Raw genomic sequence first — 11,002 nt, 5'->3', positions numbered from 1 at the left:
TTGCTGAAAGACCCCCATATCATCGTGACACCCCATGTAGGCGGCACGGCCAACGATATCGGCGATCTCATTATCCCCATGATTGTGGAAAACTTGAAATCGGTGGCAGAAGGAAAGCCCTTGAAGTTTGTGGTGAATAAATAAGATAGCCCCAAAGATGCTTGCCCCCTCTTGAGTGGACAGATACAGGAATGCTGCAGACGTCCACTTCATTTTTCTAAAAATCAGAGATGTCGAACCTAAAATAGTCTGAAAATACAAAGTGATCTAAAGTGTGCCCCAGAAAAAATGAATGAATCAGCAAAAGTAAAGGAGGATATGTATGGATAAGGCAATCGTCAATGGGACCATCATTGATCCTGTCAGAGAAACAGAAAAAATGGGCAACCGTGCTGCTGGAAGGGAATCAGATTGCAGGAGTGGATTACAGTGGCAGTGTCCCGGAAGTTAGAGAAATCATCGATGCAGCTGGATGTATTGTGACACCAGGATTGATCGATAGCCATGTCCATCTCTTCCATGGAGGGACGGAAAACGGAGTGATGCCGGATTTGACATTGCTTCCCATGGGAGTGACTGCCGCCGTCGACCAGGGAAGTTCTGGCTCTGCTACATTTCAAGTCTTTCATGATTCTATTCTTTCCAGGAGTCAGATGCATCTGTTCGCTACAGTGAATCTTTCCACACAAGGTTTGATTACCAGCCGATATCCGGAGGACTTGATACCTTCTCATACAGATATCTCCCGACATGAGGCAAATGTTGAACCAATATCCTCAAGGATTGAAGGGCATAAAACTGCGTATTAGCCAGGAAGTAGTGGGGGAATGGGCTGGTCCTTGGAAAAGGCAGTGGAAGTCTCCAGGCAAGTCGGTTCGCGAATGGTTGTCCATACTACCAACTCCGGCGCCTGTGGATCAATTACTATCCTCTTCTTTAACAAGGGAGATATCTATACCCATGTATTTGCTCAACGAGGCTATAGCATCCAGACAGAAAGTGGGACTTTGAGTCCGAGCGTATTTGCAAGCCAGAAACCAGGAGTGATTTTCGATGCGGCCGATGCGCGAGTCCACTACGCCTTTCCCGTGATCCGCCAGGCACTGCAGGAAAACTTTCTGCCAGATACTATTAGTACGGATTTGGTTCAAGGAAGTCTTTTTCAGCCGGGAGTATTTGGCCTTCCACGGATTTTAAGCAAATATTTGGCTCTGGGGGTACCGCTGGTGCAAGTCATCAAGGCTGTAACTTATCGGGCTGCTCAAGCGCTGGAGAAGAAAAATGGCTGGGAACGCTGGAACCTGGTGTCTGTGGTGATGTGGCTATTTTCCGGAAGAAAATTTACCATGGCCGAATGAAAGACCGTCTGGACAGGTGGAACTGAAGGAGCTGCTGGTCCCCCAATGACTCTGCTACAGGGGAAAGTCGTTTACCGGCAATTCGATTTTTAAGGGAGGCTTATCATGAATACTATTAAAGTCGTATTTGCAGATCTTGACGTTGAGTCTGCTGCTCCTCATTGGTATGATTTATCCGAAAAAAAAGTTAAATGCATCCAGAACCTGTATCTTCCAGTCTTCATTAATTGGCGGGTTTGTCAGGCCTTCTATTGGGTCCACAGAATCCTGGGGCATTTTGCCGGAGTTTCTTTGCCATTGGGCAAAACGATTAGCCGAGTACGGCCTGGTATTCTGGCGAACGTGGTTTCAGGTATTATCTTTTTTCGGTACCCAATCTTCTAAAAATTTTGGACGGATTGCATTGTCTGCAGTAAATCAAGGCGGGCTGGTCCATCAGACGCAGGTCTGTGTGGGATCAGGACTGACCATGTTTACTGATGCATTTTTTGCCCAATCTGCCCCTTGCTTTTGGATTCGATTTCCGCATACGGATTTTCATGGGGGGGCATGGAACCGCTAATGCTGCAGGAGCTGCTTTAGTAGAAGCCGGTTGGCCTGACGGTCTTGCTGTGGCCAACACTATGGCTACAGCGGGACTGATTTCCGGGATTGTGGTTGGGATGATCATCATCGGCATCGGGGTCCGCCGTGGTTATGCGCAGAAGGTTTCCAAACCGCAGGACGTTCCAGTGGATATCAAAGAAGAGGATTGTGCCGGTGGAGAAGCGGAAACCTATTGGAAAAGGGGTCACTTAGAACCACGCCCTAGATCCGTTGGCTCTTCAACTGGCTTTTGTAGGAATCATCCTGGGTATGGCCAGTATCCTTTCCCGAAGCCTTTCTTGGGTCCATCCTCTGCTGAAGCAAATCCCTTTGTTTGCTTGTGCCATGATTTGTGGAGCTTTGCTTTCACAGATCCTAAAACGGTTGGGCTTGGCGGATTATATCGACCGTCCTACAATCAGCCGGATTGCTGGGGTGGCACTTGATTTTCTGGTTTGTTCCGCGATTGCCATCACTCTCTTTCAAAAGTCTTTGCATTGTATATGATCCCCTTGCTGGTCGTCATTATCTCTATGATTGTTATCAATGTATGGGTAAACTTCTACTTCGGCTATAAGATGTTCGATGAGGCTTCGTTTGAAAGGACCATGGGCGCTCTATGGACTGGAGAGTGGAGTCTTGGCTACCGGGTTGCCATGTTGCTGCGGGTTGCGGATCCGTAATTTTGAAACGACCGGGCAGGAATCAGCTGCTTCTTCAGCAGCTCTATGCTATCCTTGGTCTTTGCCTTATGTGATGTTCGGTCCCATGCTGGCTTCTGTGCTGCCGGGCTGCGATAATGCTGGGAGGCAGTTTTGTGCTGTGGCTGGTTTTTTACATTCTTGCACGTAAATTCTTTTGGCATCCAGAACGGAATTTCAGCGACGTTGTATTTGGAAAATAATATCGTAAAAATCATATAAAGTTAACTGAGAGATGGCTTTTGCAGACTCTGGATTTTTTTTGGTATAGGATCCAGAGTCTGTTGGTAAGAGTTCACGAAACAAAATGGAAGTAAGACAATTGATAAAACCCTTGCTGCACGGGATGAATAATCAATTGTTATAAAGAGCTCTTCACATTGATTGACTACAAAATTTATTTGTTGATTTCGCAAATAGATGTTGTTTTACTTTGTACCGTGAAGGCGGTATGATACGGATAGAAATTAAGAAAAGGTGGAATTTACAGAATATATCAAATGATAAAAGAAGTTATATCATCTGTAAAGGGGGAGTTTCATGGAGGAAGATACTTTACTGATAAAAAATGGCCTTGTTTTAGATCTGCCACTCATTTAAAAAAGAAGACGGACGTTGCAATTCGAAATGGAAAAATTTTGGACCTAGGAGATTTTTCGCAGGAACAAACCCATTTTGTAATCGATGCAAAAGGGTGTTATGTGGTACCCGGACTGATTGATCATCATTCGCACATCTATCCATTGATGAAGACAGGAATCCCGTCAGAATCCCTTTGCTTCGCTGCAGGAGTTACAACTGTAGTGGATGCAGGAAGTACTGGATATGCGACTTATGAAGGATATCGGACTTTTATCCAGTCAGAAACCTTACTGCAGATCCGTCCTTATTTAAATATTTGTGCAACCGGTCTGGCTACCTTGCCCCATTTGGAAAATCTCGATCCGGATTCTTTTGATGAAGGGCGGATCGCCGAAATCTTTGCCAAGTTTCCTGGGAGTTTGAAGGGCTAAAAATCCGGACCAGCAAAAATATCGTAAAAGAATTTGGCTTCCGTCCTTGGATCGTACTTTGGAAATCGCTGAGAAAATAGGTGTTCCCATTATGGTACATTGCACCAATCCACCTGGTCCTTTAGGAGAAGTGATCCGACGGCTGCGGCCGGGAGATGTACTGACCCATATGTACCAAAATATTGGGCCAACTCTTTTGGATGAAACGAAGAAAGTTATCCCGGAAGCTTATGCAGCTCGGGAACGGGGAGTGATCTTCGAAGCGGCAGATGCCCGGGCACACTTTTCTTTTGAAGTCAGTGAACCTGCGATTGCCCAGGGATTCTTCCGGATATCATCGCTACTGATATTACCCAGTTCAGCATGAATCAGAGACCGACTTCGTTCAATTTGGCTATGACAGCTCTCCAAATACACATTCTTAGGGATTGATTTCTATGAAGCCCTTCGGAGATGTACGGAAAATCCGGCTCGGGTCATGGGAAGATTGGATACCATTGGGTCATTGGCACCTGGAACAGATGCAGATGTAGCTATCTTGAAGCCAGTGGAATGGGAAAATGAGTTTGGAGATCGGCCTTACTATGTTCCGGAAAGACAGCTGCGAAAGGGCAAGCTGCTATATAAACCTATGATGACAATCAAACAGGGAAAGATTTGCGTATCGGGATTTGCTGTTTTAAGCTGTTTTAAATTGAAAGGAGAGAAAATGATGAAAACAGGAATGTTCAAAAAAATCGGGTTACTGGCTTTGTCCATGATGGTGCTGGCTGGCTGCGGCGGAAAAGGGGCTGATAAAAAATCGGCTGCCAAAGGGGATGTGAAGTGGCCGACAAAAGCCGTTAACCTAGTGGTACCCTGGAATGCCGGTGGTGATACAGATATTTACGCCAGATTGGTAGCCAAAAAACTTTCAGATAAGTTCAAGAAGACCTTTGTCGTCGTGAACCAGGCCGGAGGATCGGGCATTGTAGGGAGAAGCAACGTGATGACTGCCAAACCGGATGGATATACCATCCTTTTTGGACGCAGCGGATCCCAAACTGCCCAACAGGCCACGAAAACGGTTGACTTTGATTTTAACAAAGATTATGCAACCGCAGGGACCATTGTTCAAGATAATACATACACCGTAGTGGCAAAAAAATCCTCTGGGTGGAAGAATCTGAACGACTTCATTGCCTATGCAAAAGCAAACCCTGGTAAAGTAAGATATGCCCAAGTCTATGGTGCCGTAACTCACTATGTAGGTGTCCGGATGGAAAAAACCATGGGTATCAAAATGAATATGCTGGATGTAGGAGCTGGCGCTGCAGAACGTATGGCGGCTTTCCTTGGCGGTCAGGCTGATGTGTTGGCTGCCAACTATCTGAATGTCCGTGACTATATTGAAAAAGGCGACTTCATCGTCCTGGGTGTCTGTGCTGAAAATCCGATGCCTGCTGCCCCCAATATCCCTACTTTCAAGTCTCAGGGCTTCGATATCGTAGCACAGAAGAGCTATGAACTGAAGTTGCCCGAAAGGTACGGATCCGGCTATCGTGAATAAGCTGTCCGGTGCCTTGGAAGAAATCTCTAAAGATCCGGATTTCAAGAGCGCGCTGGAAAAATATTGTGCTGTTTCTGTATATCGGAATGGGGGTCTTACGGTTAAAGAAGATACTAAATTAGTGGATGATATGACAAAAGCATTCAACGAAAAGTAAGTGGTTGGAGCAGGGACCTTGGGGTGCAGAAATCCTGCATTGGCAAGGCCCCTGTTTTTTGCAGAGGTGAAAATATAATGACAGAGAAAACAAAGAACCTGATTTGTTCAGTTGCTTTCCTGGCGATCGGGACTCTTATCTATTTTGAAGCGACTCAAATCAAGGTAATCATGGCCAAAGACCTGGGATCCGGATTCTTTCCCAAAGTCGTTGGTATCACGATGATCCTGATGGCGCTGCTAGAACTGATCCTGACGTTGGTAATGGGCTCTAAAAATGGACAGGCAACAGAAGAGGGAGACGATGGATAAGAAAGGCATGCTGCTGACCGTAGCCTGCATGCTCGGGTATGCAGCGCTGTTCGATACGTTGGGCTTTATCCTTTCCAGTACGATTTATCTGTTCCTACAGATTACAGTGCTCAGCAATGACAAGAATCGGGAAACTCCCTTTATTTGCCATTATTTCTGTATTGACGTCAATAGCTGTTTATGGGATATTCGTATACTTGATCGGTATGCCATTGCCTACTGGCATCTTGGACTTTTAGAAGGAGGTTCCGTTTCTTATGATAATGCAAGCGTTGGTCAATGTGTGCAATCCAACCTGTTTAGCCTTGATTTCTCTGGGCGTTGTGGTGGGGATTATTTTCGGGTCCATCCCGGGATTGTCAGCTACCATGGCGGTGGTCCTGTTCCTGCCCTTGTCTTTCGGTCTGGAGCCGACCAATGGGATTTCGCTGCTGATCGGACTATATATGGGCGGGATTTCTGGAGGGCTGATTTCTGCTATCTTATTGAAAATACCTGGAACTCCTTCTTCTATTGCTACTGTACTGGATGGCGGTCCCATGGCGGAAAAAGGAGAAGCTGGGAAAGCTCTGGGAGCAGGGATCCTTTACTCTGCTATAGGCTCTCTGCTGAGTATCGTAGCTCTGATTTTTATTTCTCCCTATCTGGCAGCACTGACGCTGAAATTTACGCCTGTGGAATATTTTGCTATTGCAGTGTTCTCTCTGTCCATCATAGCCAGCCTTTCTGGGAATTCCTTGATCAAAGGGCTTCTGGCCGGTCTTTTGGGCATCAGCTTTGCTTTGATTGGATTGGCTCCCATTGATGGGTTGAGCCGTTTCACCTTTGGCAGTACGGATTTGATGAGTGGCTTCAATATCATTGTTCTGCTGGTTGGAATTTTTGCTGTAACGGATATTATGATGGCTGGCCTGGGCCGGAAACATTTGGATGATGCTTATGGCAAGAAGGCCTATCATTTGAAAGGCTTTGGAATTACGCTGGTCGAGTTCAAAGACCAAATCGTAAACATGATCCGCAGTTCCATCATTGGGATTGTTGTTGGAATCCTGCCCGGTATTGGCGGGAACGTGGCAGGGCTTCTTTCCTATACGGCCGCCAAGAACAGCTCCAAATATCCGGAAAAGTTTGGCACGGGCATCGTAGATGGTGTCATTGCATCCGAAACATCCAACAACGCAGTGATTGGGGGATCGTTAATCCCTCTGCTGACCATGGGGATTCCTGGAAATACTGTGGCGGCTGTGTTATTGGGTGGATTGACTATCCATGGGATCAACCCTGGTCCGCTGATTTTCCAAAAGAGTGGCGTTTATGTATATGGAATCTTTTTTGCCTTGATTGTGGCTACTTTGGCCATGCTTGTCTTTGAACGGGGCGCACTGCCCATGTTCGTCAAGCTCCTAGATGTGCCGAAACACATCCTGCTGCCCATCGTCATGGTTTGCTGTTGTAGTGGGAGCCTATTCCAGCAGTTCACGGATGTTTGATGTCTGGTGCATCCTGGGGTTCGGAGCTTTGGGGGTTGTGATGAAAATGCTGAAGATCCCCAGCACACCGCTGATCATTGGGTTCATCCTGGGCGGTATGACGGAAGAAAACCTGCGGAGAGCTCTGCAGGCCAGTGAAGGAAGCATCAGCGTATTCTTTACCAGACCTATTTCTTTGGCTTTCCTGGTTGCTGGTTTCCTCTGTGTAGCTTATGTGTTGAAAAATAAGTATAAAAACCACGGGGAAAATACGCTGGGCGAAAAAGAATAAAAATAAAAATGGAAAAGACTGGGGTAGTTTCCGGAAATAATGGCCGGGAACTGCTCCAGTCTTTTATTTATTTCATGGGGACTGTCAGCATAGCATTAGTCACTTGATGACTGGATATAGGTGATCACTCTTCAAACGTCCCTTTCATCAGCACCTTTCCCTCCCAGACGGCCTTTTTCCCTTTGGCCAGGACACCTGTGATGGCCAAAGCATCATCGTCAGACTACGAAATCCGCATCATAGCCTGGGGCAATTCCTGCCTTGGTCTGCTGCAGGCCCATGTTCTGGGCGGGATTGGTGGTCAGGAGATGGAGGGTGGTTTCCAGTGGGACCTGGCGTTCTTCCACCAGGATCCGGATGACTTCATGGAGGGAGTGGGGCGTGGCGTAGGTGAGGCCGATGCACTCCATCTTTTCATTGAACCGGGGCTGGGCCTCCATAGGCGTCGCTGGAAAGAGAAAGCTGCTGTAGCTGGGGATCTTCTTCCAGATACCGACAGATTTTATCGGCAACTTTTTCGTTGGCTTCTTTTGAAGAACCGGCAGTGATGTCGATCCGGCCTCCCATCTTGGCATAAGTAAGGGCCTGGGAGAATAGATCATCATTCCGGCCTATATGGGTGGGCAGGAAGGTGGAGAGGGGCAGGTCACTTTTTTCCAGGGCATAGAAGATGGGGGCCAGGCCGGCTTTGCCGCTTCCGGTATGGATGGTGACCAAACCGGCGCAGCCCGCCAGCATGCCGCCCCGCCGGGCCAGGGTGCCCAGGCGGATCAGTCTCTTCCCCGGTGATATTGGAACTGCGGTGATCCGACATGGCCACTTTCACTCCGATCACTTCGTGGATCAGCATGATGTCCCGTTCCACATCCCCGGTGAGCGTGGGGCTAGGATAGGCATAGGACCCGGTCAGCATATAACAGGACAGGCCTTCTTCATTCAGCGCCTGGCATTTTGCCTGGAGATTTTCCAGGCTCCGGGTGATCCCATCCGTTCCTAAAAGCCCCAGGACCGTTGTGACCCCGCATCGGAAGATCGTGCTCAGCTGGGCTTCCGGCACCCGTGTCCGGGGACCCTGTTCCCCGCCTCCTCCCGTAATGTGCTCATGGCAGTCGATATACCCGGGGGCCAGCCGGCGGCCGTCCAGCTGCAATTTTTCCACTTCTCCAATCCCATCATATTCATTGATGGAAGGAGCGATCCGGACGATTTTCCCGCCTTCCACCAGGATATCCTGGATGCCTTCCGGCTCAGGAGCATACAATCGTGCCTGTTTGATGACCAGCATAGTACCACCTCACTGTTTCTCGATCCGTTCATCATACGTTGATTCCAGTATACCTATCAGGTCGGAAGATTACAATACCCATGGATTGATCTCCGGTAAGATATCCGGGAAAAAAGCCGTTGTATCCAGGACTCTGTGAAGGATTGGATACACAATGAATACGAACTATTATATAAATTTAAACACAAATATTCATAAAATAAAACATGAAAAATAAAGAAGTAGAGAGAAAAATAGGGGAATATCTATGTGAAATCCATGGAAAATCAAGGGAAGAAAGACTCGTGTAACAAATCGTACATTCATAAATAAAGAAAAAAGAACAGATAAAATGGGGATTGACGGGAAAATCTTTTCTTGATATCCTATTATTGTGAGAAAGAAAGTAATATATTACATATCACATCTTTAAAAGGAGCTGAAAGGAAAGTGAAAACGTCGATTGTTCAGATGGATATGAAATTTGCAGATCCCAAAGCCAATTTCCTCCATGCAGAAGAACTCATCCGCAAAGCGGCTGAAGAACAGCCGGATGTCATTGTGCTGCCGGAGACCTGGAATACAGGCTTTTTCCCTGTGGAAAATCTTGGCGGAGCTCTGTGATCATGAAGGGGAAGAAACAAAGACCAGGATCGGAGATTTGGCCAAAGAACTCCATATGATATTGTTGCCGGTTCTGTATCGAATGTGAAAGACGGAAAAGTCTATAATTCTGCCTTCATTTTTGACAGGACCGGTTCTTGCGTTGGGGAATATGATAAGATCCATGTTTTTACGCCTATGCAGGAAGATGCCTACTATCAAAAGGGGACCATCTCTGTACGTTTGAATGCAGATGGACACAAATGCGGGATTATCATCTGCTATGATATCCGTTTCCCGGAACTGGCACTGGGCACTGGCTCTGAAAGATATCGAGATCCTCTTCATCTGTGCCCAATGGCCAGCTGTGCGCAGCTTCCACTGGCAGCTCCTGACGGCTGCTCGGGCCGTGGAGAATCAGCTGTTCGTAGCGGCCTGCAATTCCTGCGGAACAGCTGGAAAAACGGTCTACGGCGGCCGCTCTGTCATCCTTGATCCTTGGGGCGAAACCATCAAGCAGGGGGGGACCCAGGAAGAAATCTTTACGGGAGAGATCGACTTCAGCAAACTGCAGGAAATCCGTTCATCCATCAATGTATTCCGGGACCGGAGACCGGATCTGTATAAAAAATTTTAAGGAGGCCAAAACATATGTCTACGGTACGTTTTCAACTGGTGAAAAATGGGGAACTGAAGGATCTGGACATCGTTTATGATGAACTGTTCGCTATCGGATATTCCGGCCGGAATACGGCCAAGACCATGGAGCATATCCAGGAACTGAAAGAAAGATTCGGGGTCCCTGCACCGAAAATGATCCCGACCATCTTCCAAATGTCCAATATGCTGCTGACCAAAGATCTGGACATCCACTTTGTGGGCCATGATACCTGCGGGAAGTGGAATATGTCATCGTGACCCAGGGGGATAAGATCTATATCGGATTGGGCAGCGATCACACGGACCGCAAGTTGGAAGGGGAAAGCGTGCCGAAAGCAAAACAGGTCTGCCCCAAACCCATCTGGCCCTGGTCTGGGATTATGAAGACGTGAAAGACCATTGGGACCAGATCCTGCTGCATTCCTATCAGGTGGTGGATGGCAAAGAAGAAATGTACCAGGATGGGGGACTGAAGATATCCCTGCCGGTGGATACCATCCTGGGAGAACTCCATAAACGGGTGGGGGCCGTAGAACGGAGCGTAATCTTCTCTGGGACGGTTCCTGTGAAAAGCGGATTTGTCTTCGGGACACAATCAGAGGGGAGATGGTGGATCCGGTTTTAAACAGAACGCTTTCATTCCAGTATTCTGTCCATGAGATTGGAGAGGAGGAACGGTGATGTTGGGGAAAAAATTAAAGATGGCGGGAGCAATCCTCCTGTCCCTGGGGCTTCTTTTGACCGCTGGCTGCAGCGGGGCCCAGAAGGGTCCCGATAAGAACGGGGTCTACAAGATCAAATTTGGGTCTACGGGCAACAATGAACATCAATACACGGTCTATGGAAAGTATTTCAAACAGAAAGTGGAAGAACTGACCAACGGCAAGGTCCAAGTGGAAATCTACCCCAACAATGCCCTGGGCAATGAACGGTGAAGCGGCGCACGAAAAACGCGAAAGCGTTTCACGATAAATGCGAAAACTCACACCAGTATGGAAGTCGTTCTGGTTAATATCGGCCTGGCATAACCGAACCAGTAA

Annotated in this window: 15 protein-coding genes and 2 pseudogenes; 14 read left to right on the top strand and 3 right to left on the bottom strand. The window is 47.5% G+C overall.

All coding sequences use genetic code 11. The annotated features are described in order from the left end of the window. Positions 1–341 precede the first annotated feature (341 nt). From ACGCCZ_RS01725 to ACGCCZ_RS01710, 4 genes are all read left to right on the top strand, one after another. A complete protein-coding gene (locus ACGCCZ_RS01725; RefSeq protein WP_411655142.1) occupies positions 342–809 on the top strand; it encodes a hypothetical protein in 468 nt (155 codons plus the stop codon). Between the two features lie 30 nt (positions 810–839). After that, positions 840–1,358 (top strand): hypothetical protein, encoded by a 519-nt coding sequence (locus tag ACGCCZ_RS01720; protein WP_411655141.1) that lies wholly within the window; start codon positions 840–842, stop codon positions 1,356–1,358. Between the two features lie 142 nt (positions 1,359–1,500). Continuing rightward, positions 1,501–1,920: a hypothetical protein gene (locus tag ACGCCZ_RS01715; RefSeq protein WP_411655140.1), complete on the top strand. Its 420-nt coding sequence runs from the start codon at positions 1,501–1,503 to the stop codon at positions 1,918–1,920. Between the two features lie 368 nt (positions 1,921–2,288). Beyond that, the gene (locus ACGCCZ_RS01710; RefSeq protein ID WP_411655139.1) at positions 2,289–2,450 is read left to right on the top strand and encodes a hypothetical protein; all 162 of its coding nucleotides are present in this window, start codon (positions 2,289–2,291) and stop codon (positions 2,448–2,450) included. A 136-nt stretch (positions 2,451–2,586) separates the two neighbouring features. Here ACGCCZ_RS01710 and ACGCCZ_RS01705 read toward each other — a convergent pair whose 3' ends face one another. Next, positions 2,587–2,862, bottom strand: a complete 276-nt coding sequence (locus tag ACGCCZ_RS01705; RefSeq protein WP_411655138.1) for a hypothetical protein — start codon at positions 2,860–2,862, stop codon at positions 2,587–2,589. 282 nt (positions 2,863–3,144) lie between these two features. Between ACGCCZ_RS01705 and ACGCCZ_RS01700 the strand changes: the two genes are divergently transcribed. The 7 genes from ACGCCZ_RS01700 (at position 3,145) to ACGCCZ_RS01670 (ending at position 7,435) form a co-directional block, all read left to right on the top strand. Further along, complete coding sequence (locus ACGCCZ_RS01700; RefSeq protein ID WP_411655137.1) at positions 3,145–3,657, top strand: hypothetical protein; 513 nt, start codon at positions 3,145–3,147, stop codon at positions 3,655–3,657. A 46-nt stretch (positions 3,658–3,703) separates the two neighbouring features. Beyond that, entirely contained in the window at positions 3,704–4,024 is a 321-nt protein-coding gene (locus ACGCCZ_RS01695) for a hypothetical protein (RefSeq protein WP_411655136.1), read from the top strand. A gap of 60 nt (positions 4,025–4,084) precedes the next feature. Then, positions 4,085–5,206, top strand: a complete 1,122-nt coding sequence (locus ACGCCZ_RS01690) for a tripartite tricarboxylate transporter substrate binding protein (RefSeq protein WP_411655144.1) — start codon at positions 4,085–4,087, stop codon at positions 5,204–5,206. Further along, entirely contained in the window at positions 5,199–5,363 is a 165-nt protein-coding gene (locus ACGCCZ_RS01685; RefSeq protein WP_411655135.1) for a hypothetical protein, read from the top strand. Before ACGCCZ_RS01690 ends, ACGCCZ_RS01685 begins: the two co-directional genes overlap by 8 nt. Positions 5,364–5,440: 77 nt before the next feature. Beyond that, positions 5,441–5,674 (top strand): hypothetical protein, encoded by a 234-nt coding sequence (locus ACGCCZ_RS01680; RefSeq protein ID WP_411655134.1) that lies wholly within the window; start codon positions 5,441–5,443, stop codon positions 5,672–5,674. 257 nt (positions 5,675–5,931) lie between these two features. Next, positions 5,932–7,164, top strand: coding sequence for a tripartite tricarboxylate transporter permease (locus ACGCCZ_RS01675; protein ID WP_411655133.1), 1,233 nt, complete (start codon positions 5,932–5,934; stop codon positions 7,162–7,164). A 40-nt stretch (positions 7,165–7,204) separates the two neighbouring features. Beyond that, a complete protein-coding gene (locus tag ACGCCZ_RS01670; RefSeq protein ID WP_411655145.1) occupies positions 7,205–7,435 on the top strand; it encodes a hypothetical protein in 231 nt (76 codons plus the stop codon). Between the two features lie 218 nt (positions 7,436–7,653). On the opposite strand, the gene ACGCCZ_RS01665 is transcribed toward ACGCCZ_RS01670, so the two are convergent. Both ACGCCZ_RS01665 and ACGCCZ_RS01660 read right to left on the bottom strand, forming a co-directional pair. Next, positions 7,654–7,845: an amidohydrolase family protein gene (locus tag ACGCCZ_RS01665; protein WP_411655143.1), complete on the bottom strand. Its 192-nt coding sequence runs from the start codon at positions 7,843–7,845 to the stop codon at positions 7,654–7,656. A gap of 236 nt (positions 7,846–8,081) precedes the next feature. Further along, complete coding sequence (locus ACGCCZ_RS01660; RefSeq protein WP_411655132.1) at positions 8,082–8,720, bottom strand: hypothetical protein; 639 nt, start codon at positions 8,718–8,720, stop codon at positions 8,082–8,084. A 450-nt stretch (positions 8,721–9,170) separates the two neighbouring features. Between ACGCCZ_RS01660 and ACGCCZ_RS01655 the strand changes: the two are divergent. From ACGCCZ_RS01655 to ACGCCZ_RS01645, 3 genes and pseudogenes are all read left to right on the top strand, one after another. Beyond that, positions 9,171–9,939: pseudogene (locus tag ACGCCZ_RS01655) on the top strand (carbon-nitrogen family hydrolase). 14 nt (positions 9,940–9,953) lie between these two features. Then, positions 9,954–10,587: pseudogene (locus tag ACGCCZ_RS01650) on the top strand (DUF2848 family protein). A gap of 55 nt (positions 10,588–10,642) precedes the next feature. Further along, a complete protein-coding gene (locus ACGCCZ_RS01645; protein ID WP_411655131.1) occupies positions 10,643–10,897 on the top strand; it encodes a hypothetical protein in 255 nt (84 codons plus the stop codon). The last annotated feature ends 105 nt before the right edge of the window (positions 10,898–11,002 follow it).

Source organism: Anaeromassilibacillus sp. SJQ-1 (genome assembly GCF_046693725.1).
Classification (GTDB): Bacteria; Bacillota; Clostridia; order Oscillospirales; family Acutalibacteraceae; genus Anaeromassilibacillus.
The sequence above is the reverse complement of the archived record's forward strand: the minus strand, read 5'-3'. Positions and strand labels throughout refer to the sequence as shown.